We start from the raw sequence: 23,467 nt of genomic DNA on the forward strand, positions 1-23,467 counted from the left end.
GTTTATTTTTTGTTCGGACGGTGTCATGAGTGCGGCCATGACAGCTCAGCCCGCGCAATCCATAAATATCCGCCATATAGCGCTGGCCACATTCGTGCCAGTCGCGGTCATGTTAATCGCTCTGTATTGGCGGCCCATATGGCGCGACGAAGCCTGGGCTTTATTTATGTCTGATCCGTCCATAGGGCTGGGTGGCGTGACGGCGCGATCATCGACAAATGTTCATCCCCCCTTTTATTTCTATATGCTGCATATTTGGCGTCTATTTGCTGACGGCATCTTGCTGAGTAAAAGTCTCAATCTGGCTTTGATTATAATCGGGATTTTTGCAGCGCTGCGCATTGGTAAAGCGCATAGGATGCAAACTTACTTATTCTTACTGTTTTGCGCGGGATCATATTGGCTGATTTATTTCACCTCTGAAATACGGCCCTACGCTTTGATGTTTATCATCGGCACCTTGTCCGTTCTGGCCATGGCGCGCATTCTGCAAAGCACGAAAGGCGTGCGCATTTGGCCCTTTGCAATGGCGTGGGCTGTCTTGTCCGCCGCCGCGTGCCTGACCCATTATTTTAGTTTTATTTGGACGGGAGCATTCGGGTTGTTGACCGGGCTGGCCATGCTGAAACAGGGTCGCGCGAAAGACTTTGTGATCGTCGGCGCAGCCTCTGTCGCCGGAATCATTCCCGGGCTTTTATTCCTTGCCAATGCCTATGGCCAGATGGGCATTCCGCCCGGCGAAGAGCTGTCCATAATGGGAAATCTTGCTTATGGATTTAATCAATTTCAGCGCGGCATGGTGACAAAGCTTTTTGGCTCAAATCTCGCTTTGGCGATTATATTTTTCATGTCTATTGCGATCATGGTTCGGCGGCGCAAGCCTGTCGATATCGCTATTGGCGGGGCTGTCATTCTGACCGTCACCGCCCTTTTTATTGTGCATATAGTATGGCAACCCGTCATCAAAGAGCGCTCCTTTATTATCATTATTCCGGCTATGATATTTTTAATGACCCGGGCCGTCATGATAGACACGGATGGAAAATGGCGTGGACGTGTTATTCGCGCTTTGCCGTTGGTTATTGCCATAACACCATTATTATTCGTCACGGAATATTTCAAAGACCGCGAGCAAATGAGCGATGTTCGCGCGCTTCTAAGCACTCAAGCTTGCCGCGGCGCGGATATTACCGCCTATTATCGCCCTGCGCCCGAAGGTGAAGGCTTTAACGAATATTATACCCGCCTGTCATTAGACGGTTTGGGTGTCACTCTGATCGACAGTTCCGGCGCATTACGCGCACGCGCCTCTGATTGTCCTATTAAGGCTTTGGCGTTACAATTACCACGCGGTGAAAAAGACGAGCATAGCATTGCCCGCGCCGCCCTGAGTGTATCGGGCGTTCCCGTGTCAGAGCTTGAGGAAATATCTGTCGGCAAGGGCCGCAATTTACTGTATCGGTCGCGCCCATGATATCGTCAACACATTATGGCCGCTACGCGCTCTGGCTGATCCTCGGTGTGACGGCGGTTCGGGTTTTTGGCCTGCCCTTTTCACAAGTTCAGCTTCATGGTGACGAAGCCCAATATTGGAGCTGGGCGCAGGATCTTGATTTCGGATATTTTTCCAAGCCGCCTCTGATTGCGTGGATTATCGCCGCGACAACCGCTGTGTTTGGCGATGCTGAATGGGCGGCTCGGCTGGGCTCGCCGCTCTTTCATGCGTTAACAGCGACATGTTTATATTTTTCCGGGAAGGCATTTTTTAGCGCCCGTGAAGGATTTTGGGCAGCGCTCATTTTTCTACTTATGCCGGCCGTATTTTTATCCTCAGGCATTATCAGCACGGATGTTCCGTTGCTCACGATGTGGGCCTTTGGCCTGTTATGCGTGGCCAAATTACGCGCCGCGCCGTCTTGGCCATGGGCTGTAGGCCTGGGCGTCGCCATAGGAATCGGTTTGCTGGCTAAATATGCCATGATGTTTTTTCTCCCCGCTCTGGTTTTGGCCGTAATTTTCGACAAACCCTTACGCTATGCGCTTGCATCATCGCGCAGTGTCATCACGGTTTTGGTCGCGGGAATTATTTTTGCCCCGAATATTATCTGGAACGCCCAGAATGGTTTCCAAACCGTCTCGCATACCGCAGCGAATACCAATTTGGACGGGCCGTTATTTCATCCACTGGAATTGCTCGAATTCTGGTTCACACAAATTGGAATTTTCGGCCCCGTCCTACTTGTGATTTATGTCGCGGCGCTGATCTCAGCCTTTCGTAAAAACGCCAGCGCGGAAACACGATTGCTGGCCTGGTTTATTATTGTTCCGATCACGATCATCAGCATTCAGGCCTTGGTGTCACGGGCCAATGCTAATTGGGCCGTAACCAGCTATGTTGCAGCGTGTATGCTGGTGGCACGCTTTGTCATGGCACGTCCGAACTGGCGCAAAGCGGCCATTTTTGGCCTCGCTTTTAATATCTTTATGGGCGGTATGGCTACGGCCGGCGGGCTGTTTCCCGGTTTTGCGGACGCTTTGGGTCAGGCCAATGCGTTTAAGCGTACGCGCGGATGGGTAGAAACCAAAGAGGCAATCATTCCATATTATGAAGCCGGGTGGCGCGGGCAAAATTTCGATGTCATCGCTTTCGACCACCGCTTGACGTTTTATGATATGAATTATTACGGCCTTGGCGAGACTGCCCCATTGAAAATGTGGCTCTATCGCAGCGCGCCGCACAACCACGCCGAAGCGACAGCGCCTCTGGGCGCGGGCGAGCAGCCCGTCTTGCTGGTTAATAACTATCCGGATTACGCCGACGAGTTCACTGATGACTTTAAACAACTGGAGCGTCTCGGCACGATAGAGATTGACCTTGGCGGCGGGAAAACCCGAACGCTTTATATGTGGGCAGCGGCTGGCTATACACCTGCCGCCGCTCGGTAATTAATTACCCCAGAGCTCAGCCAAACGCGCATCGCGGCGACAGCCAAAGCGGTAGCCCTTATAACGCACAGGGTTTTTCTTGTAATAATCCTGATGATAATCCTCGGCGGGATAAAATGTTGTCGCCGGGAGCACTGGCGTCACAACACGCGCGACTTTGCCGGAATTGACGATCATGTCTTTGGAGGCCTCGGCCTCGGCCCGCTGATCCGGGGTTGTAAATATCGCCGTGCGATAGCTGCTCCCCTTATCGCAAAACTGGCCGCTGGAATCGGTCGGGTCGACAGTCATCCAATATTGATCAATGAGCTGCCGATAAGTCACAATTGAGGGATCATAAATAATCATCGCGGCCTCGTAATGACCGGTCTCTTTATAGCTGACAGCCTCATAAGTCGGGTCATCCAGCGTGCCGCCCGAATAGCCGGAAATGACCTCGGAGACGCCGTCCAGTTTCTCAAAATCGCTCTCGACACACCAGAAACACCCGCCCGCAACAATGGCGGTTTGCATATCGGATCCAAGCCCGCTTGGGCGAACAAATTGGGCTTGTGCACCCGTCATTGGCGCGGGGGCCACCGTCGCCGCTTTGGTTTGCGAAGAAGAATTAGAGGCCGCGCCGCTGGAGCAAGCGCTAAGCGTCAAAGCGGCCATGGCCGCTGATAATATAAGGTGTTTCATAATCTTATAATGCGCGCCTTCGCGGACAGGTTCCAATCACAAGGTCTTGGTTTTCCATCACAAGCGCGTTAAACGCACATATGCAATTCACCATTATGCAAACGTCAACTTACCATATCGAGGCGTCACTGCATCCAATTCCTTTAATCGTCTTGCCGCTGCTTTTTATTCTAATCATGCTTTGGAAAAAGCCGGACGTTGATATTGATCCAAAATCCCGTGTGGGGATATTCCGCCGCATTGCAGCATTTTATATCGATTTCTTTACGGTAATGATCGGCGTAATGCCGTTCATCACGCTCCCCTCGCTTGTCGTTGAATATTTTGTGACAGGCACATGGCAGTGGCGTTTTGAGAGAGACTATTTTCGATATAGCGATTTATTATCCTTATTTTTCTTTTTAATCGGCTTTTATGCAATTTTCTACTTCTTTAAATGGCACTTTAAAAACGGAAAACAAACACCCGGCCAACGATTATTTAAGTTCAAACTTATTCAAAATGGCGACAAGCCAAGTATGGGCATTCGGTTACTGGTCGCGTGGGCCAATGCCGCATGGTGGCCAATATGGCCCTGGACAATATTCAAATGGCAACAAGATTATTGGTGGGACCGCGCTTCAAAAATAATTGCCCGGCGGACGCAATCCGGTTCACACTAAACTGAAGTGTCATGCCTTCCTTTGCCCCTACCGCTCCTCGTCGGCGTAGTTCATATAAGCCTGCAGTTTTTGCGCAATGCGGGCACGCTTAACGGTGTCGAGAACCACGCCGCAGGTAAAGGACAAGGCCGCGCCGATCATTAAGGCCGCTGCTAATATTGCGGACGGCATTTTTGTTACCAAACCTGTCTGCCAAAATTCCCATATAACCGGAATGCCAATCGCGAGGCTGGTCAGCGCAATAATAAATGCTCCGAAAGTGAAAAACCGCAAGGGTTGTTGATCGCGGTAAAGCCGCCCCATCAGCCACGCAATGCGCGCGCCATCTCTAAATGTTGATAATTTACTCTCCCCGCCAATCCGGTCAAAAAATGCGACAGGCACTTCAGCAAAGGGCAGGCGCAGCTCCAGTGCGTGTATGGTCATTTCCGCCTCAATCTCAAAACGGTCACTCATCATCGGAAAGCTGCGCACATAACGCTCTGAAAAGACGCGGTATCCGGAGAATATATCGGTGAAATGGCGACCGAACCCCGCCCCCATAAGCCAGGTGAAAAAGCGGTTTCCAACGGCATGACCGGGACGGTATACGCTATTTTCACTCTCACGCGCAGCGACAATCATATCTAATTTATTGTCAGTCATCATCTTAATCAGGCGCGGCGCGGCGCTCGCATCATAGCTGCCATCGGCATCGCACATAATGTAGATGTCCGCTCGGATTTCGCGAAACAGACGGCGCATGGCATTGCCTTTTCCGGGAAGCGCCTGAAATAATAGCTCAGCCCCTGCGGCGCGCGCCCGCTCGGCGGTCGCGTCAGAGCTGTTATTATCGCACACCACAATGCGCGCCTGAGGCAGCGCTTTGGCAAAGCCTTCTATGACAGGCGCGATCCCGTCTTCTTCATTATAGGCCGGCAGGAGTATTGCGATTTTCGGCTGCGCCATGATGACATCTCTTATCTATTTGCCGCGCTTGTAAATGAATGTGGTTTATAGAGGGTTAGTACCGCCGAAATTGCGCCAGTGCGCTTCCCCGGTGACGGGGAAGCGGTTATAAAGCAGTTTTATCTAAACTGACATTATTTTTGCATCGTTGCCTGCCATGCCCCCATAGACCCAAGAAAAACGTCTACGTTCTTAAAATTATTAGCTTTCATTATTGAGGCGGCGATTGTGGCGCGCGCCCCGCTTCCACACATTACAGTATAAGACTTATCCGGATCCAAATCGCCCAAGCCGTTCTCAATGTGACCGACATAATGATGTATAGCGCCATCAATATGCCCATTGTCAAATTCGTCCTGTGACCTCACATCCAAAAGCGTCCAATCCTCTTTGGTCGAGGTCAATCTGTGCTTAACGGTTTTCGCATCAACAAAGGGAAGGTCGCCGATATCCGCGCCCGTAGTCGAAAACCCGACCACACCATCCAAGCGTCCGATAATTTTATCAAAACCCATTCTTGCCAGATGGCGCGCCGCAAGTTCGGCCTGTTGCGGGCCGTCACATACGAAATATATTGTTTCGGAATCGCGCAGAAAATATCCGGCGAATGCCGAAAGCATATCCACAGGAATTGCCAATGATTCCGGTATATGAGCCCCTGCAAATGATGTCACCGACCGTATATCTATTACGCGGTCAGCATCCTTGGATTTAAAGGCTTGAGGGCTCACCGGCGGCGGCATCAGAATGCTTTTTATCGCCGCTCCTCCTACAAGGTTTAACTTTTCCATTAATGAAAAATATTGGGGAATATAGTGCTTTTCGCTCAGCTTTTTTTTAATAAATTTCTCGCGAGAGGATATTCCAAGCATGGGATTGTTTTCAACCTCGTGGCCGATCGTTGAGAACTCCCTATTGGCCATATTATTCCCGCATACCGAACCCGCTCCATGCGCAGGATAAATTATGGCCTGATCACCGAGAGCTTTAAGTTTTTTCAAACTGTCAAAAAGAAGACCCGCAACTTTTTCAGCCTTGTCAGGATAAAAATCTGTACGCCCTGTATCTCCTACGAAAAGCGCATCACCTGTGAATACACCGACAGCGCCTTTGCTGTGATTTTCATCAAAAATGACGATTGAGATACTATCAAAAGTGTGGCCCGGCGTTTCCAAAATCTCAAGGCGCATTGCGCCGAACGTGAATTTGTCTCCCTCTTTAGTCGTTTGTGCATATTTGACAATTCCGTCAGCATTAGGTCCATGGAAAACCTTTGCTCCGGTCATTTGCGCAAGTATGGGTGCGCCTGAGATCAAATCCTCATTACGATGCGTTTCGATAATATGTGTGATCGTTGCACCTTTTTTACGGGCGGCCTCTATGTAGATTTCACAGTCACGCCGTGGATCTATCACACAAGCTTGGGAGCCGTCGCCAATCAAATAGGATAAATGGGCTAGGCCTTCAGATTTAATTTTATCAATAAACATTGTTAGATTTTCTCCTGCTACACGTCTGAAAATTACGGTTCATATATCAAGCCGTTCCGGCTTTAACTCACTGTATTGGTATTGGCACTTTAGACTTGAAAAATTTACCATGATTGATGTTGTATAGCATAGTTTTTAGAGGCTTCTCTCACATCCTAAGCGCACGCCCTACGGATTCCAGACGGCCACTATATTGGGGTCTCTGAAAAAATATAAAGCAAAATAGCGGGGCGACCGAAAACTAACCGCCCCGCTAAAAACCTTAGATAAGCTCGAGAAGCTTACGCGCGGCCTCTTCGGAAGACGCCGGGTTTTGTCCCGTGACCAGCTTGCCGTCAGTGACGACAAATGACGCCCAGTCGTCGCCTTTTTGATAATCGCCACCTTTGGATTTAAGCATATCTTCGAGCAGGAACGGCACGACATCCGTCAAACCTTGTGCCTCTTCTTCACTATTGGTGAAGCCCGTGACAGTTTTGCCTGATACATAAGGCTTGCCGTCCTGGCCTTTCGTGCGTTTAAACACCGCCGGCGCATGACAGACGGCCCCGATCGGGCGGTCACTGACATTAAACGCTTCAATCAGGGCGATGCTGTGCTTGTCTTCAGCCAGATCCCACAAGGGGCCGTGGCCGCCCGGGTAAAACACGGCGTCAAAGCCGTCAGCCGAAACCGTCGACAGAACAGCCGTATTAGCGAGAGCCTTTTGAGCTGCGTCATCATCTTTATAGCGTTTTGTCGCTTCGGTCTGCGCGTCCTCATCATTGCTTTTCGGATCCAGCGGCGGCTTGCCGCCTTTGGGAGAGGCTAAAGTGATCTGCGCGCCCGCATCCTTAAACACGTAATAAGGCGCGGCAAATTCTTCGAGCCAGAAACCCGTTTTTTTGCCTGTGTCGCCTAATTTATCATGGGAGGTCAGAATCATTAAAATCTTCATCGGTTTATCCTTAAAATGAGTGAATATCGTCCAAGCTAACAAAGGGAGGTCGGCCCGGGTTTAAACTATGTATGTATTACGACTGGTGCGGAGCGTTGTTCCCCATCATTAGCGCATAGCCGGGATGCGCGCCGGACATATGACCGTATCTTTGACGTGCGGCAGTGCGATTTAGACGCAGGCCGTCATACGATGGCCCGTCGGGTGACCACATGCGCGCCGGGTTGGTCGGCGGCGGCGCGCCGCTAAAACAAGAGGCGAGTCTCGTCCGTAGGACGAGCCGGGAAGTAAAAAGCAGGAAGCCTGCGGGGCGGCAACTCCGAAGGCTGCCAAAGGTTTTTCTAGTGTTTACGAAGATGCCATCCCCGCAGCGGTATCTCGCGGCCCTCCCGTGTCCGGGCATGAGCACCACACTAAGAGCTGCGTCCCACGCGAGGTCACAGTCCCAAACCTGATGACGTGGGCCGTAACCTCACAGCAGCGCAGATCCAATACCGTCTCGTGGCAGAAAAGAAACGTCTTCCCCGTCCTGACCAAAAGAACAGTCTAAAGATAAGTCAGATGGAAGAGGCGGGGATGGATAAATATATATCCCCGGTTTTTGGCCTGTCCAACTCTCAAAACCGTCATCCGGTGCGCCGGTTCGACTCGGGTCAATAGCTGCGCTAACGCGCAGGTGGGAATGACCGCCATTCTTCAGGTTGAAAAGATATATCCACACATGCCATCAGGATGATAAGCCCAAATTAAGGCGCACCTACATGCAATGCATGAATTCATGCGAATATGTGTTTGTCAGCCTTGTCGAGATAGATGTTACGGTTTACGCTTTAATTAAAGCACACGGACTGCAACGGTCTTGATGGCACTTCCACAGGACTTTCATGCTCCCTACAGCCCGGACTTGGTTCCAACGCCTTGCGCCCTATCGAAAGCCTGAAGATGGCCGCGCCGTGTTTGAGCTTCTGATTACGCTCATCCCGTTTCTTGCCCTTTGGGCCGGTATATGGGCTCTCATGACTGCGGGGCACTACTGGGCCGTAATCGGCTTTATACCCGCCGGCGGCCTTCTCGTGCGTTTGTTTATCATTCAACATGATTGTGGGCACCAGTCTATGTTTGCTCATCGCCGCGTGAATGATTGGATCGGACGATTCATAGGCATTCTAACGCTAACGCCTTATGATCATTGGAAGCGGGGCCATGCCCTGCATCATGCCGGCTCCGGCAATCTGGACCGCCGCGGCATTGGCGATGATATCATCACGATGACCGTTGAGGAATATAAGAGCGCCTCCAAATGGGGCCGGCTGAAATACCGCCTCTACCGACATCCCGTTATTATGTTTGGCGTGGGCCCGGCCTATGTTTTCTTTTTGCAAAACCGCTTGCCGCTCGGCGCGATGAAAGACGGGGCTAAGCCCTGGGCCAGCACACTTCTCACCAATCTTGGCGTTGCTGTATTATATGGCGCTCTCATTTGGGCTGTCGGATGGAAAATATTTGTGCTCATCCAGATCCCGACAATATTGGTTGGCGCGTCCATTGGCGTTTGGATGTTCTATGTACAGCATCAATTTGACGAAACCCACTGGTCAAGAACGGGCGAATGGGACCGCAAATATGCCGCGCTTGAGGGCAGTTCCTATTATGATTTGCCGGCATGGCTGATGTGGCTGACCGGAAATATCGGCGTGCACCATGTCCACCACCTCTCCGCGCGCATCCCGTTTTATCAATTACCCCGGATTTTGAAGGCGCATCCAGAGCTTAAATCCGTCGGCCGTCTGACATTTTTGCAAAGCCTGAAATGCGTCAAGCTGGCGCTATGGTGCGAGAGTCAAAAACGCATGATCAGTTTCCGCATGGCGAAAGCGCAAGCGTAGACCTTTATCTTGTCTGAAATGGGCCGCTTTAATGGGGCTGCACATTATTGAGCGTTATTCCCGGCTGTCTTTATAACGCCCCAGCGCCTCTTCCCGGGCCGCTTTGTGATCGACAATAGGCTTAGGGTAATTGCCGCCTAGTTTTACGTCCGCTTCTTTTAAAACTAATGCAGGCGCATCCCACGGGCGGTGGATAAATTTGGCGGGCATGTGTTTGAGCTCCGGCACCCATCTGCGCACATAATCCCCGTCAGGGTCGAATTTTTCGCCTTGGGTGAAGGGATTAAAAATCCGAAAATAAGGCGAGGCATCGGCGCCGCTGCCCGCGACCCATTGCCAGCTGGCGGCATTGCTGGCGGGATCAGCGTCGACCAATGTATCCCAGAACCAGTCCTCGCCTTTGCGCCAGTCAACAAGCAAATGTTTAATCAGAAAACTCGCCGTGACCATCCGCACGCGGTTATGCATCCATCCCGTCGCCCAGAGCTGCCGCATACCCGCATCGACAAAGGGATAGCCGGTTTGCCCGCGCTGCCACGCCTTTAATTTGCGCGCATCATTATCCCATATAAAGGCATCGAAAGCGTCTTTGTAATTCGCCTCAGCCAATTTTGGATTGTGATAAAGCAAAACGTAGGAAAATTCGCGCCAGCCGGTTTCAGATAAAAAGGTATAGGTTTTCTCGGCGCGTTTATGTGTCTCATGCCATATCTCACGCGGGGATATTTCGCCAAACGCCAGATGCGGCGAGAGGCCGGATGTCCCGTTCTCATTGGCGGCCATATTGCGCTGCGTTTTATAGTCCTCGACAGGGCCGTCCAGAAAAGCGGCAAGCCGTTTATGAGCGCCCTTACTGCCCGGTATCCACGGATCATCAAAGCCGCCCGCCCAATCGGGGGCGGTGGGTAGGAGGCTTAAATCATCAACTGACAGCCCGTCTATATCGCCGTCCCACCCGGTAATTTTTTCAGGTGCAGGCAAGGCGGGGTCAATGTCGCCGCGCGCCAGACAGGCTTTCCAATAGGGCGTAAAAACCTTGTAATAGCTGTCATCACTTTTGGTCGTGACCTCCCACGGTTCATGCAGCAAATTCCCCGGATGGCTTTGCGCATCAACACCGTCATCTTTGAGCGTCGATTTAATCGACTTATCCGTTTCTATCGACGCGCCCGCATAGCGACGCGTCCAATGCACAGCTCGCGCGCCCGTATCTTTGGCGACGGAGGGGATGAGGATTTCAGGATTGCCCGAGAGGATATGCAGCTTGGCCCCGCGCGATTTAAGGTCCGCAGCCAGCGCGGTCAGGCTATAATTCAGCCACCACCGGCTGGCCCCGCCGCGCGGCCGTCCGGCATATTCATGATTAATATAAAGGCACAAAACGGGCGCGCCGCTTTTAACAGCCGCCGTCAATGCGGGATGGTCAGCCGTGCGAAGATCACGGCGAAACCATAGGATTACAGGGCTGTCAGTCTTCAATTTTGTCATCAAGAGGTGTTACGGCGACAAGGACGCGGCGGATTGTCAAATATAATTGCAATATTGTCGCGACAAGCGTAGCGCAGACCAGCGACACCATCGCAAATAAAATATTGTAAAATATTAAATACCATCCCTCAGGGATATTTTCGAACTCCCCTATCGGCAGAACGAGTAAGAGCAGAAGCAATACCGAGCCGATGAGCGCCGCTGTTGCCAGGCTCGACACCCGCGAAATGCGAACATAGACGGCATTGTCAAAATCACTATCGCTGCGGTTTGTCAAACCGATTAAAGCCAACATCAGAGCCAATGTTGTCGCCGACGCTGTTGCGATCGCAGAGCCTAAATATAATCCGGCATTGGCCAAAGATGTAATGAGCTGTTGCGCTTCGGAGTCTCCGTAAACACTTCCAATCGCCCAGCGGGCGGCGCCGCTAATGAGCAAAATCATTCCCGCGCCCATCATGGGCCAGTAATCACGCGTATCTTTTATTGTTATCATACTTAGTCAACGTAGCGGGCGGCCAAAAAGTTCAGGAAAAAGCAATTTCAGCTGAAATCGTATAAAGATCTTCCATAACGGCCTCAGTTGTTGGCCATCGCCCCGCGCCTTTGCCGCGAATGCGGTACTGGCTGCCGTCATCGAAAGTAAACACAGCATGAGCCTCTTCACCTTCGGCCTGTGCGAGGAAATCATCTTTCTGTAAGTCCATAAGACGTAGGGCCGTGTGGAACTCTCCGGTCTCATCGACCCAACAGCTGGCGACACGTTTCGCGCGGCCGTTAAATTTCGCGGCGCTGAACCCGTCAATCGTATCGCGGGAGATATCATCCAAAGTAATCTCCTTGCTAAAGCCGTAACGCGCAATCAGGCGTATTTTCGCCGCCGCGTCAGAGCCGTCAACGTCGCCGCTGGGATCCGCTTCGGCAAAGCCTTTATCCTGCGCGAGTTTTAACGCCGCGTCATAATCCATCCCTGCAGAAATATTATCGAGCATGAAATTGGTCGTGCCGTTAAGCAGCGCATCGACGCGCGTTATGCGGCCGCGCTCGCGCTTGCACATTTCCAGAACCGGCATTCCCCCGCCCGCCGTGCCGGAAACTTCGAGCATGGCGTTATGGTCAACGGCGAATTGGTCAAGCACCGCCCCGCCCGCCGCGACGGCCTGTTTATTGGCGCTGACGACATGCACGCCCGCGGCAAGCATAGCCCGCGTCTGCGATAGCGCTGGCTCTATCCCGCCGGATACATCGATAAAAACGTCAGGCTTGGCGGCCAGCAGGTCTTCAAATTTCGTCGTCAGCAAATCAGCTTTCATACCTTGATCGGTATATTTTTTGACATTGCGCACCATGATTTTGACGCAGTCAAAGCGGTCTTTATTCTCGTTCATGCGGCGGTAAACGCCCCCGCCTACAGTGCCACAGCCCAGCATTGCGACGCGTAAAATACGGGCGTGATGCGGCGCGGTTGGAGATGCCGTTTTGCCGCCGATTTCGGTCACAAAAGGACTGCCGGGCTTACCTAATTCGATATTCTGGCCGTTCTTTTTGGCAAAGGCGAGCGCACGCGGCGCGATCAAACCTTTATTTAGCGATTCCATATCCGCATGGCTAATCGCGCCAAACCGCAGCGGCGCATCGCCTTCGCGTTTAGGGTCATGCTGATACACACCATCAATGTCTTTGAGCAGCAGCGCGCGTGTGCCGAGTTTTTGCGCCACATACAGCGCGGTCAGATCAGCCCCGCCTTGTCCCAGAAGCGCCGGACGGTCATTATCGCCAATCGCGACAAATCCGGGCATGACGACAATATCGTGGTTTTTCAAATCCAGTAAAAGCTGTTCCACGTTCAAATCGACCAGCCGCGCATTCGCGCCTGTCCCGTCTGCACGCAAACCCAAATCACGGGCCTGGCGCACATAGGCGGGCGCGCCGACACGCTCCAGCGCCAGAGCCAGTAAGGCCGCGCTGCGCTTTTCGCCCAGACATATCAGCTCTGCGAGGTTTTTGGCCTCATCACCCGGGCCAATGCGGCGGGCTTCGGCCATCAGGACATCCGTCTGGTCACCCTGCGCGCTGGTCACAGCGACGATATTATAGCCTTTGGCATAATGACGGTAAATCTCGCTCGCGGCCTGTGTGTAATCAGACAAGCTGCGCAGTACGCTATGGCCGAAATTAAGGACGAGGACGGGGACTGACATATCGTATCTTTCTTTAGCGAGAATTTCTATAGCGCCCGCAAGCGGAACAAAACAGCGCTTTAATTTGAGGGGCGGGAATAATGGCGCGCGCGCGGCAAGTCAACGCAGCGGCAAAAAAAATTGCTCCAATCGGGAATGAATGCGTATATCAGTTTATGACTGACACTTTACATGACAACATTCTGAAACCTAAAGGCCGTTCAATGCTGCGCGGCCTTAGAGGCAAATGCCCGCGCTGCGGAGAAGCCAAGCTGTTTCGCGCCTATCTGAAACCCGTCCATGACTGCAGCTATTGCGGGCAGGATTGGGACAGCATTCGGGCCGATGACGGGCCGGCATGGCTGACCATTTTAATCGTCGGGCATTTGGTGGGGCCGCTCATCGTCTACTTTGTGCTACATCCCGCTATTCCGTTGTGGGTTAGTTTTGTGCTTATTCCCCTTCTCGTCGCGGGCCTGTCGCTGCTCTTGCTCCCACGCTGCAAAGGCGCCTTTATGGGCCTAATCTGGGCCACAGGCGCGCCGACGAGTTAGGCGCAGACCTGCCCTGTTTCATCAATCAGCATTTCGCCACCTTCTTTATAAAACGGACCTTTGGGTTTAGTCTCCAACAAGTCTAAAACGGCTTCGCTAGGGCGGCAGAGCTTCACGCCTTTAGGGGAGCACACAATAGGGCGGTTGACCAAAACGGGATGCTCCAGCATTTGCGCCAGAATATCGTCCTCACACACCCCCTCACCTAGCAGTCCCAAGTCTTTAGCAGGGGATTTAGTTACGCGCAGTGCGGTGCTTGGCGTTAACCCGGCGACCGCAAAAAGCGCGAGAAGCTGCGGCCGTGTCCAGCCCTCGCTAAGATAATCAATAACAACAGGGTCATATCCCGCTCCCCTAATGATGGCGAGGACATTACGCGATGTTTCACACTTCGGATTGTGATGAATAACGACCATAGTCTACCTTTCTACTCCGGGAATTTTGAGCGCGTGCGGTTGGCAAAAGCGACGAGCGACAACATCACCGGCACCTCGACCAAGACGCCCACGACAGTCGCCAGCGCCGCGCCCGAGGACAGGCCAAACAGGCTGATCGCCACCGCAACCGCAAGCTCGAAAAAGTTTGATGTGCCGATCATGGCGCAAGGCGCGGCGATATTATGGGGCACTTTCCACGCCCAGGCCGCGCCATAAGCCACAGCAAATATTGCGTAAGATTGAATAACAATAGGAACGGCAATGAGCGCGATAATCATCGGGCGTTCCAAAATGACTTCCCCTTGAAAGCCAAAGAGCAGCACCACTGTGGCCAAGAGGCCGATGATTGAAAATGGTTTCACTTTGGCGATGAACGCGTCAATGGCCGGCGGCCCCCCTTTGCCGAGCAAGTATGCACGTGTGATTATCCCTGCGGCCAAGGGAAGAACGACGTAGAGAACGACAGACAAAATCAGCGTCGCCCAAGGCACGGCGATATCTGTAACGCCTAAAAGAAACGCGACAATCGGCGCGAAGGCGACGACCATAATCGCGTCATTAATACTGACCTGGGCGAGCGTATAGGCCGGATCGCCTTTGGTCATTTGCGACCATACGAAAACCATAGCCGTACACGGGGCGGCCCCGAGCAAAATCAGGCCGGCAATATAACCGTCTGCATCAGCAGGTGGTATAAATCCTGCAAAGATATGTTTAAAAAACAAGACGCCGAGAGTCGCCATCGTGAAAGGTTTGATCAGCCAGTTTACGGCCAATGTAATAATCAGTCCTTTGGGTTTGTCCCCAACACGTTTGAGGCTGGCGAAATCCACACCAATCATCATCGGCCAAACCATAGCCCAGATCAGGATTGCCACAGGCATATTGACGCTGGCATATTCAAGTCCGGCTAGACCGCTAAACACGCCCGGGAGTAATTTTCCTAACGCGATGCCGCCAGCAATCGACAGCGCAACCCAGATCGATAAGTAACGCTCAAAAATACCCATAATAACTCTCTCCATTCATGGAGGGTCATAAGGGAAGATTTACATTATTTCAATAGTCGTTGAACTATTGTATCATTATTTTAACATGAAATATTAGACCGCCCCGAAACGGTGACGCAGATTTCAGGATGACCGTTACAACAATCATCGACAAGAGCCGCGAGCAGGTCATTCACGCCGTCAATGCGGGCTGTGTAAATTAAGCTGCGCCCGTCGCGGGTTACGCTCGCCAGATCGGCCCGCGTGATGATCGCGAGATGATTGGAGAGCGTATTGGGCGCAACTTCCAAAGCTTTGGCAATTTCCCCCGCAGATAGCCCCTCACGCCCGGCGCGCATCAGGGTCTTAAAAACCGCAAAGCGCGTCGATTGAGCCAAGGCCGAAAGCTGCTCGATTGTTTTTTCCGTTTCTGACATAGCCAATATCTACGCGAATATCTATCTCTTGGCGAGCTTGATTTTCGCCGCCCGGATCAATTCAATCGCAGCAGGCGCTCCCGGCTTGAATAGGCGGGCATTTGACATCACCATAAGAGCAATAGACGCAGCAATCACCCTTTTGGGGTTTGAGGACGGCGCTGCATCCCTTGCAGTCATAGAAATACTGGCAGGCATTTGTCGGCATCGTATCCTTTGAAACATGGCCGCATTCAGGACAAGTCAAAGTAGAGTTCGGGATAGTTCTTCTTAAAGGCTGAGCCATCTTTGAATTTGTCCTTCGTAATAAGGTAAAATGCTGGCGGCCACCGCGAAACCTCCGCCAATGAGTAGCAATAAAAAAATTCTGCGGCTAGGTTTACGCCCGCCGCGATAAGCATAAATAATGCCTCCCAGCACAAGGCTGATGGTCAGCGCCGTAAACCAAGGTTGCAACCGTGCTAAAAAACTCAAATGACTGACCAGAGCGCTACTGACGCCCAAATTGATAAGAATTATCGGCAGGATGCAGCAAGACGCCCCAATAAAGGCAAAGATGCCGGTGAAGGCACCGCCTGCAGCAAAAAACCCGCTTCGATTTGGTTTTTTATTTTCCATATACTGATCTATAGCAACTGTAGTAACTATAGATTCAAGAGAAAAATCATGATCAAGATTGGAGAATTAAGCGCGAAAACCGGCGTGAAGATTGAGACCATTCGTTACTTTGAAACCATAGGCCTGATGCCTGAGGCGCAGCGCAAATCCAGTGGGCACCGCGTTTATGACGAGGCTCAACTCCGGCGTTTGATCTTTATTAGCCGGTGTCGGGTACTGGGGTTCTCTCAGGCTGATATACGAAGTCTTTTGGGCATCGATGATCATTCGCCATCATGCGATGAGGTTTTGGCCATCACAAGCCATCACAGAAAAACCATCAAATCTAAAATAGCGGATCTACGAAAACTGGAACGCCAGCTTGAAACCATATCATCAGCATGCCTCACCAATGATACGCTTGATTGCCCGATAATCGAGTCGTTGTCGCAAATACATTAGACGTATGAATTTACTCTATCCCGTATCATTCTAAGCCTTCCCCACCATTGCGGCTTTCACCATAACGCTCGGCAGGGCGAAGTCTTTAAGGTCATGCAGCGGCGCATGAATGCCCTCCGGTAATTCGGACTGCGCGCGGTAGACCGTCAGAAATAGCCGGAAATGCGTGAAGACATGCTCGACTATTCCCGCCTCTTCCCAATTTAGCTTTGCGGGCGCGAGTGAGAGCCAGTCCGCAGCGTCGGGGGCCACGACTAGCCACGGCGTGCCGGGCAGCTCCATCATTGCGCCGAGCAAGCCCTTGTCCGGGCGTCTGGCGAGCAGCAGCGCCTCACCGTCGGTTAAATAAAATACCGCGCCATATCGCGTCGGTAGTTTTTTCTTCGGTAGTTTTTTGGGATAATCCGTCATATTTCCGGCGGTATATGCCGCGCAATGCGCCTGCCATGGACAGGCTTCGCAGTCGGGGTTTTTCGGGCGGCATATAGTTGCGCCCAAATCCATAATCGCTTGGGCATAATCAGCAGGGCGCTCCGGCGAAGCGATCTCACCGGCCAGCGCATTAATCTCGGCTTTGGCGGGCGGAAGCGGAGTCTGCACAGCGCGCAAGCGGCTGATGACTCTCTCGACATTACCGTCGACCACATTGGTCGCCTCCCCGTAGCAAATGGCGGCAATCGCGGCGGCGGTATACGGCCCTATGCCGGGCAATTTTAAAAGCGCCGCCTCGCTACCAGGGAAAACGCCGTCATGCTCATCACGGATGATTTGCGCGCATTTATGAAGATTACGCGCGCGGGCATAATAGCCCAGACCCGCCCACAAAGTCAGGACGCGGTCACGCGGCGCATCGGCGAGGGTCTCCACGGTCGGAAATTCGGCGAGAAATTTTTCCCAATAGGGCGTGGCGTGAGGAACCGTAGTTTGCTGCAGCATAATTTCGGACAGCCAGACCGCATAAGGATTAGCCACGACACCGCTAGCACGGTCTTCAGGACGTATGCGCCACGGCAATGTGCGGCCGCTGGCATCATACCAGTCCAGCAAAGCAACGCGCAGGGCCGGCGCGTCATGTGGGCGATTGTTCATCAACCTGCCATAGACGGGCTCGTAAAAAAAAGCGACAAGACGCTATGCCTGATGACAGCTCATATCCGCCGCACACGCAGGCGCCCCTTGCGCCGCAAGTGGAGTTTGGCCGCCGCTTGCCCGGCACGTCAAAGCTGACTGAGCGCGAACGCATTGCGCTGCTGGCGCAATATCTCGCAGGCCAGCGCGCCCGCCCGCAGATCCGTAATGCCCCCCCAGCCAGCCGCGCCATGACGCGCATCATCAAACCACTAGCTAAAACTTTCGGCCCCGGTTCCGGCGGTCTGGAGCGTCAATGGGACCAGATTGCGGGACCTAAATTATCACGCCTGTCAAAACCGAGCCGCATTACGGGCGGCCGCGACGGGCGGGTTTTAACCGTGATCGCCAGAGGCCCCGCCGCGGCGCTGATTAGTGCGGACAGCCAAAACATTCTCGCGCGGATCAATACCTATTTGGGCGCAGGCACGATAGCGCGGCTAAAGATTGTTCAAGGCGCCATCGCGACCCAAAACGCGGCGCGGCCAGTCTATAAACCCAAAGCTATACCGCAGGGCCTCACGCCCGATGAGACTAGCGCGCTGCAAAAAGGGCTGGAAAATGTGCGCAGTGAACGCTTAAAACAAGCTTTAGAACGTCTTGGTCGCGCCGTCATTGCCAGCGATAAATCAGGAAAACGATTATGATTATGAAACATATTATATTGGCCGGCTTGTTATCAGCTGCCAGCCTTGGCCTCGCCGTGACAGCAGCCGCGCAAAGCAGCTCACTGATGACGCCTATGCCTGTTGATGATGGCGGCGTGCGCACGGAGCTTGCTGAAGACCACGCAATTGGCAGTGTCTCCGCGCCGATCACGATAATTGTCTACGCCAGCGTCACCTGCCCGCATTGTGCCAAGTGGTTCCAAGAGGAATACCCTGTTATCAAACGCGACTATATCGAAACCGGTAAAGTGCGCATGGTCTTTCGTCCTTACCCGACCGCGCCGGCCCCGCTTTCCTATGCCGGCTTTGCCATCGCGCAATGCTCTGGCGCGCGCTACATGGATAGCGTTGAGTATCAGATGAACAATCAGCAAGAGATTATCGGCGGCTTGATGGGGGCAAAGAGTGCAGAAGAACAACTGGATGGATTTAGCGCTTATGCCGCCCAATCGGGCCTTACAAAAAGCGATGTTCAAGCCTGTCTGGCCAGAGAAGAGTCGATCACACCAATCCTAAAATCACAGCAATTGGCCCAGGCCGCAAAGATTGGCGGCGTACCGGCGGTCTTAATGGGCAATAAGACCTTTTTGCTCGACGACACGTCTGCGGCGGCGTTATCCACACAATTTGACGCAGTATTGCCCAACTAATCCATGCTTATCCAGAGGCTTGGCGCGGATCGCCTTGCCTTTTGAGCGAAATTTCACATTCTAACCATATAAGGGGAATCACATGACTGATTCGTTTAAGACATTTCTAATAGCTGCACTTATGGGCAGCGCACTGAGCCTTGCCGCATGCGGCGGCGACAAAACGGCATCTGCTGGTAATGGTAATGGTGAACGAAGCCAGTACGAATTGGCCGGCGACCACGCCATCGGTAATCCTGACGCCAAAGTGACTGTCGTCGAATACGCCTCAGTGACCTGTAGCCACTGCGCGACGTGGCACAAAACGGTTTGGCCGCAATTTCGCAAAGATTATGTCGATACCGGTAAAGTCCGGTTCATCTACCGCGAATTTCCGACCTCTCCGGTGAAGCTGGCCGAAACAGGCTTCATGATAGCGCGCTGCGCGGATGAAGATAAGTATTTTGCCAATATCGGCCTGCAATATGAGCGGCAAGCGGCTCTGTTCGAAGCGGCCGGTAATGGCGAAGCTAAAAAGGCCTATACAGAACTCGCCCGCGCGGCAGGTCTGTCCGAAGACGAATTTGAACAATGCCTGGCTAATGAAGACGAATATGAAGCCATGCAGACCGTTATTAAAGGCGGATTTGAGCGCGGCGTTTCCGCAACACCGACTTTCATTATCAATGGCGACATCGCCAAGGTTTACATGCTCGAAGATTTCGATGAAGCATTTAAACCGTTCATCGATGTGCCACAGCGTGACGCCGCAGAGGACACTAGCGCCTCTGACGGGGACCGCTAGAGCGGATCGCTATGGGCCAACTCCGGTTTGAAGAAATAAAGCTGACGGGATTTAAATCCTTTGTCGAACCGACCAGCTTTAAAATCAGAGATGGCCTAACGGGGATTGTCGGCCCCAATGGCTGTGGTAAATCCAATTTATTGGAAGCCATTCGCTGGGTCATGGGGGCTAATTCCGCCAAAGCCATGCGCGCGGGCGCGATGGATGATGTCATCTTTTCCGGCACGTCCAACCGCCCGGGGCGCGGCCAGGCTGATGTTGTCCTGACTATCGATAATAGTGCGCGCATTGCGCCGCCCATGTTTAATGATAGTGACGAGCTTGAAGTTCAACGCCTGATCAAAAAAGGCGGCGGCTCCACTTATAAAGTCAACGGCAAGACCGTACGCGCCAAAGACGTACAGCTTCTCTTTGCCGATGCGTCGACCGGCGCAAACTCTCCCGCTTTGGTGCGGCAAGGCCAGATTAACGAACTCATCAGCGCAAAGCCGGAAAACCGCCGCCGCATACTCGAAGAAGCCGCGGGTATTTCGGGCCTGCACAGCCGCCGCCACGAGGCCGAGCTTCGCTTGCGCGCCGCCGAGAATAATCTGGATCGTCTTGACGATATTTTGCAGCAGATTGAGGCGCAATTGGTCTCGCTGCGCCGCCAATCTCGCCAAGCCTCGCGGTTTAAGCGTCTGGCGGGCGAGATTCGCGAATACAAAGCCCTGCTCTGGCTGAAACGCTGGGACGCGGCCCTGCAATCGCTTACCGAGGCGCAGCAAACCCGCGGCGATATTGAAACACAAGTGCAAGACCTTACCCGGGCCGCCGCCGAGAAAACGCGCATTGCCGCGCAAATCTCCACAACAGTCGAGCCTAAACGTGAAGCGCAAATTATTGCTGCCGCCGTTGTCGCGCGGCTCAATGCGGCTAAAGAGGCGCTTCAAAGCGACGAGACCGCCGCCCGCGCGGAGATCGAAAAGCTGTCCGGGCAGATCAAGGATTTGGCCGCGGATATTGGCCGCGAGCAGGGCATTATTGACGACGCCACAGAGGCGCTGGCTATGCTGGCGGTTGAGAAAAATCTTCTCTCAGCCTCAGGTGACCGCAGCGCCGATATTGCCTCCGCCAAAGATACCGCCGAAAAAGCCGCCGCGGCGCGCAGCCAAGTGGAACGCGATTATAGCGATCTGACGGGACGAGCCGCCTCATTTAAAGCGCGCAAGGAAACAGCGGGCCGCGATCTGCAGGAAGCGGAAAACCGTTTGTTCCGGCTGACCCGCGAGCGCGGTGAATGGGCTGAAAAGCTCGCGACTTTGAAATCCAATTCCGGCGGCAATGCCAATCTGTTTGAAGCTGCTGTTGAAGACCATGCCAATGCATTGACGAAGGCCCGCGACGTTGAGGCGCATTCCAATGAGGCGCGCCAAGAGGCGGAGAAAACTGAACGCGCCGCGCGCGAAATATTAGCGCAGGCCCGCGACGTTGTCTCAAAGCTGCGCGCTGAGGAAAAAGCGCTGTCCGATATGCTGTCGCGCGGACGCGGCGAAGCGGTCTGGACGCCGGTTCTGGACGACATTGACGTGCGTGCCGGTTACGAAAAAGCGCTGGTCGCAGCTTTTGGTGATGATCTAAGCGCTGCGCTTGGCGGTGACGCGCCGCTGCGCTGGATGGGCGCGAATACGCCTGATGCCGCTCTGCCTGCCGGCGTTGAAAGCCTGGCCGGATATGTCAAAGCGCCGGACGCCTTGCTGCCCCGCCTGTCGCAAATTGGACTGATCGCCAGCGATGAGTCGCATTTATCGACCCTTCTGGCCCCTGGCCAATGCCTCGTCACCTTAGAGGGTGATTTATGGCGCTGGGACGGCTTTGCCGCCAGCGGCGATGTCCCCTCGCCCGCCGCCATCAAACTCGAGCAGCAAAACCGCCTCGCCGTCTTAGCCGGCGATATTGCCGAAAAAGACAAATTGCTGACGCGAGCGCAAGAGGCCACTGAGGCCGCGCGGGCCAAACGTGACAGCGCTGAGCACGATGCGCGCGAGGCCCGCCGCGCCCTGCCCGACCTAGAGCGCGCCGAACGCGCCGCGCAGGCCGCCCTGGCCAGTTTTAAAACCGATGTCGCCCGCGAAAACGCCCAGGCCCAGGCCGCGCAAGACCGGCTCGAGCGTCTGGATCTTGATGTGCGCGAGACCACTAAACGCCGCGATGATCTACAGACCTTTGCCAGCAGCGTGACGTCAGATATTGATTACGATGCAGAGCTTGAGGCTCTGTCGACCCGTCTGGCTGAAGCCCGCGAAACCGCGTCAGAAGCGTCCGGCACATACCGACAGCTCTCCGGCGAGGCCGCCAGCCGCGAAACACGGCTTGCCGCGATTACCAAAGAGCTTGCGGACTGGACACGCCGTAATGAACAGGCCCGGCAACGCGTCGCGACTCTGGCGTTGCGTAAAGACGCCGCCGTCGCCACCTATACCGCCGCGACAACCGGCCCCGATCAATTTGCGCAGCGCCGCGATACCCTTTTTGCTGAGCTTGACGCCGCAGAGACCCGCCGCAAAGAGGCCAATGACGCCTTGGCCGAAACTGAAGGCGGCCTTCGCGCCGCCGAGGCCGAAGCCCGCGCTGCCGAGAGTGCTTTGGGCAAGGCCCGTGAAGACCGCGCCGCTGCCGAGGCCCGCCTGACCGCCGCGCAAGAGCGCAAAACCGAAATTACGGCGCGCATTGGCGAAAGCCTGAACTGCGAACCGGGCGAGCTTAAAGAGCAGCTCGGCGATATCGACCCGGATATTAAGCTGATGGAAGCTGATATTGAACGTAAGGTCGAGCGCCTGTCCCGCGAGCGTGAAAATATGGGCGCGGTTAACCTGCGCGCCGATGAAGAAGCGCAGGAGCAGGAAACGCGCATGATCGCCATGTCCGACGAGCGCGCGGATCTAATCGCCGCGATTGCGCGCCTGCGCGAAGGCATAGACGAGCTCAATACCGAAGGACGGCAGCGCCTCCTAGCCGCATTTGATGTCGTAAATTCGCATTTCGGGCGGCTGTTCACGACGCTGTTTGGCGGCGGCCATGCCAGTCTGGCGCTGACCGAATCAGATGACCCGTTAGAAGCCGGACTTGAAGTCATGGTCAGCCCGCCGGGCAAAAAACTCGGCTCAATGAGCTTGATGAGCGGTGGCGAGCAGGCCCTGACTGCAACGGCGTTGATTTTTGCGGTGTTTATGAGCAACCCTGCGCCGATCTGCGTGCTCGACGAAGTCGACGCGCCGCTTGATGATGCCAATGTCGACCGCTATTGCAATCTTCTTGATGAAATGAGTCGGGTGACAGATACGCGCTTTATTACGATCACCCATAATCCGGTCACGATGGCGCGCATGGACCGTCTGTTCGGTGTCACCATGGCGGAAAAAGGCGTCTCCACCATGATCAGTGTCGACCTGTCCAGCGCCGAACTTATGGTCGCGGCGCAATAGGCGTAACGCCGCAATAACCGCATATGCGACAGAATTGTCGCAAGGCCAATTATATAAGCAAAGCTGTTAATTTACATAG

24 protein-coding genes are annotated in these 23,467 nt (G+C 53.6%); 11 read left to right on the forward strand and 13 right to left on the reverse strand.

The window, feature by feature from the left end:
* Nucleotides 1-25 precede the first annotated feature (25 nt).
* Entirely contained in the window at nucleotides 26-1,474 is a 1,449-nt protein-coding gene (locus H142_RS0113240; protein ID WP_017932634.1) for a hypothetical protein, read from the forward strand.
* On the forward strand, nucleotides 1,471-2,946 hold the full coding sequence (locus H142_RS15860; protein ID WP_017932635.1) for an ArnT family glycosyltransferase: 1,476 nt from the start codon (nucleotides 1,471-1,473) through the stop codon (nucleotides 2,944-2,946). The genes H142_RS0113240 and H142_RS15860 overlap by 4 nt, the downstream gene beginning before the upstream one ends.
* On the opposite strand, the gene msrA is transcribed toward H142_RS15860, so the two are convergent.
* Entirely contained in the window at nucleotides 2,947-3,627 is a 681-nt protein-coding gene (gene msrA / locus H142_RS0113250; RefSeq protein WP_169331866.1) for a peptide-methionine (S)-S-oxide reductase MsrA, read from the reverse strand.
* A gap of 80 nt (nucleotides 3,628-3,707) precedes the next feature.
* On the opposite strand from msrA, the gene H142_RS0113255 reads away from it, so the two are divergent.
* Nucleotides 3,708-4,289 (forward strand): RDD family protein, encoded by a 582-nt coding sequence (locus H142_RS0113255; protein ID WP_017932637.1) that lies wholly within the window; start codon nucleotides 3,708-3,710, stop codon nucleotides 4,287-4,289.
* A 27-nt stretch (nucleotides 4,290-4,316) separates the two neighbouring features.
* Here the strand turns inward: H142_RS0113255 and H142_RS0113260 are convergent, their stop codons facing one another.
* From H142_RS0113260 to H142_RS0113270, 3 genes are all read right to left on the reverse strand, one after another.
* Nucleotides 4,317-5,237, reverse strand: a complete 921-nt coding sequence (locus H142_RS0113260; protein ID WP_017932638.1) for a glycosyltransferase family 2 protein — start codon at nucleotides 5,235-5,237, stop codon at nucleotides 4,317-4,319.
* A 134-nt stretch (nucleotides 5,238-5,371) separates the two neighbouring features.
* Nucleotides 5,372-6,727 (reverse strand): MBL fold metallo-hydrolase, encoded by a 1,356-nt coding sequence (locus H142_RS0113265; RefSeq protein WP_017932639.1) that lies wholly within the window; start codon nucleotides 6,725-6,727, stop codon nucleotides 5,372-5,374.
* Nucleotides 6,728-6,989: 262 nt separating this feature from the next.
* The gene (locus tag H142_RS0113270) at nucleotides 6,990-7,664 is read right to left on the reverse strand and encodes a type 1 glutamine amidotransferase domain-containing protein (protein ID WP_017932640.1); all 675 of its coding nucleotides are present in this window, start codon (nucleotides 7,662-7,664) and stop codon (nucleotides 6,990-6,992) included.
* A 459-nt stretch (nucleotides 7,665-8,123) separates the two neighbouring features.
* On the opposite strand from H142_RS0113270, the gene H142_RS16910 reads away from it, so the two are divergent.
* Both H142_RS16910 and H142_RS0113275 read left to right on the forward strand, forming a co-directional pair.
* Complete coding sequence (locus tag H142_RS16910; protein WP_156812037.1) at nucleotides 8,124-8,324, forward strand: hypothetical protein; 201 nt, start codon at nucleotides 8,124-8,126, stop codon at nucleotides 8,322-8,324.
* 224 nt (nucleotides 8,325-8,548) lie between these two features.
* Complete coding sequence (locus H142_RS0113275) at nucleotides 8,549-9,550, forward strand: fatty acid desaturase (protein ID WP_017932641.1); 1,002 nt, start codon at nucleotides 8,549-8,551, stop codon at nucleotides 9,548-9,550.
* A 54-nt stretch (nucleotides 9,551-9,604) separates the two neighbouring features.
* On the opposite strand, the gene H142_RS0113280 is transcribed toward H142_RS0113275, so the two are convergent.
* Genes H142_RS0113280 through H142_RS0113290 form a run of 3 tightly spaced genes read right to left on the reverse strand, consistent with a single transcriptional unit; the run spans nucleotide 9,605 to nucleotide 13,239 of the window.
* A complete protein-coding gene (locus H142_RS0113280) occupies nucleotides 9,605-11,038 on the reverse strand; it encodes a cryptochrome/photolyase family protein (protein ID WP_017932642.1) in 1,434 nt (477 codons plus the stop codon).
* Complete coding sequence (locus H142_RS0113285) at nucleotides 11,019-11,534, reverse strand: hypothetical protein (RefSeq protein ID WP_017932643.1); 516 nt, start codon at nucleotides 11,532-11,534, stop codon at nucleotides 11,019-11,021. Before H142_RS0113285 ends, H142_RS0113280 begins: the two co-directional genes overlap by 20 nt.
* Nucleotides 11,535-11,565: 31 nt before the next feature.
* On the reverse strand, nucleotides 11,566-13,239 hold the full coding sequence (locus H142_RS0113290; protein ID WP_017932644.1) for an amino acid kinase family protein: 1,674 nt from the start codon (nucleotides 13,237-13,239) through the stop codon (nucleotides 11,566-11,568).
* Between the two features lie 155 nt (nucleotides 13,240-13,394).
* On the opposite strand from H142_RS0113290, the gene H142_RS0113295 reads away from it, so the two are divergent.
* Nucleotides 13,395-13,772: a DUF983 domain-containing protein gene (locus H142_RS0113295; RefSeq protein WP_033315362.1), complete on the forward strand. Its 378-nt coding sequence runs from the start codon at nucleotides 13,395-13,397 to the stop codon at nucleotides 13,770-13,772.
* Here the strand turns inward: H142_RS0113295 and H142_RS0113300 are convergent.
* The 5 genes from H142_RS0113300 to H142_RS15865 all read right to left on the reverse strand — a co-directional run bounded on the left by H142_RS0113300 (nucleotide 13,769) and on the right by H142_RS15865 (nucleotide 16,253).
* Entirely contained in the window at nucleotides 13,769-14,188 is a 420-nt protein-coding gene (locus H142_RS0113300) for an arsenate reductase family protein (RefSeq protein ID WP_017932646.1), read from the reverse strand. The two genes, H142_RS0113295 and H142_RS0113300, sit on opposite strands and share 4 nt — an antisense overlap.
* An 11-nt stretch (nucleotides 14,189-14,199) precedes the next feature.
* Entirely contained in the window at nucleotides 14,200-15,219 is a 1,020-nt protein-coding gene (gene arsB / locus H142_RS0113305) for an ACR3 family arsenite efflux transporter (RefSeq protein WP_017932647.1), read from the reverse strand.
* Between the two features lie 80 nt (nucleotides 15,220-15,299).
* Nucleotides 15,300-15,635, reverse strand: coding sequence for an ArsR/SmtB family transcription factor (locus tag H142_RS0113310; protein ID WP_017932648.1), 336 nt, complete (start codon nucleotides 15,633-15,635; stop codon nucleotides 15,300-15,302).
* Nucleotides 15,636-15,696: 61 nt separating this feature from the next.
* Nucleotides 15,697-15,921 carry a GDCCVxC domain-containing (seleno)protein gene (locus tag H142_RS17210; RefSeq protein WP_083899046.1) on the reverse strand — a complete coding sequence of 75 codons (225 nt, stop codon included), beginning with the start codon at nucleotides 15,919-15,921 and terminating at the stop codon, nucleotides 15,697-15,699.
* Entirely contained in the window at nucleotides 15,906-16,253 is a 348-nt protein-coding gene (locus tag H142_RS15865) for a hypothetical protein (protein ID WP_033315317.1), read from the reverse strand. The genes H142_RS17210 and H142_RS15865 overlap by 16 nt, the downstream gene beginning before the upstream one ends.
* 48 nt (nucleotides 16,254-16,301) lie before the next feature.
* On the opposite strand from H142_RS15865, the gene H142_RS0113325 reads away from it, so the two are divergent.
* Entirely contained in the window at nucleotides 16,302-16,694 is a 393-nt protein-coding gene (locus H142_RS0113325; RefSeq protein ID WP_026148068.1) for a MerR family transcriptional regulator, read from the forward strand.
* Between the two features lie 30 nt (nucleotides 16,695-16,724).
* Here the strand turns inward: H142_RS0113325 and mutY are convergent, their stop codons facing one another.
* Nucleotides 16,725-17,783 carry an A/G-specific adenine glycosylase gene (gene mutY / locus H142_RS0113330; RefSeq protein ID WP_017932652.1) on the reverse strand — a complete coding sequence of 353 codons (1,059 nt, stop codon included), beginning with the start codon at nucleotides 17,781-17,783 and terminating at the stop codon, nucleotides 16,725-16,727.
* Between the two features lie 44 nt (nucleotides 17,784-17,827).
* On the opposite strand from mutY, the gene H142_RS0113335 reads away from it, so the two are divergent.
* The 4 genes from H142_RS0113335 to H142_RS0113350 all read left to right on the forward strand — a co-directional run bounded on the left by H142_RS0113335 (nucleotide 17,828) and on the right by H142_RS0113350 (nucleotide 23,388).
* Nucleotides 17,828-18,469: a DUF721 domain-containing protein gene (locus H142_RS0113335; protein WP_017932653.1), complete on the forward strand. Its 642-nt coding sequence runs from the start codon at nucleotides 17,828-17,830 to the stop codon at nucleotides 18,467-18,469.
* Nucleotides 18,466-19,140, forward strand: coding sequence for a thioredoxin domain-containing protein (locus H142_RS16555; protein WP_017932654.1), 675 nt, complete (start codon nucleotides 18,466-18,468; stop codon nucleotides 19,138-19,140). The genes H142_RS0113335 and H142_RS16555 overlap by 4 nt, the downstream gene beginning before the upstream one ends.
* A gap of 82 nt (nucleotides 19,141-19,222) precedes the next feature.
* Nucleotides 19,223-19,924 carry a DsbA family protein gene (locus H142_RS15875; RefSeq protein ID WP_017932655.1) on the forward strand — a complete coding sequence of 234 codons (702 nt, stop codon included), beginning with the start codon at nucleotides 19,223-19,225 and terminating at the stop codon, nucleotides 19,922-19,924.
* Nucleotides 19,925-19,935: 11 nt separating this feature from the next.
* Nucleotides 19,936-23,388, forward strand: coding sequence for an AAA family ATPase (locus H142_RS0113350; RefSeq protein ID WP_017932656.1), 3,453 nt, complete (start codon nucleotides 19,936-19,938; stop codon nucleotides 23,386-23,388).
* The last annotated feature ends 79 nt before the right edge of the window (nucleotides 23,389-23,467 follow it).

This window comes from Robiginitomaculum antarcticum DSM 21748, from assembly GCF_000365025.1.
Lineage (GTDB): Bacteria > Pseudomonadota > Alphaproteobacteria > Caulobacterales > Maricaulaceae > Robiginitomaculum > Robiginitomaculum antarcticum.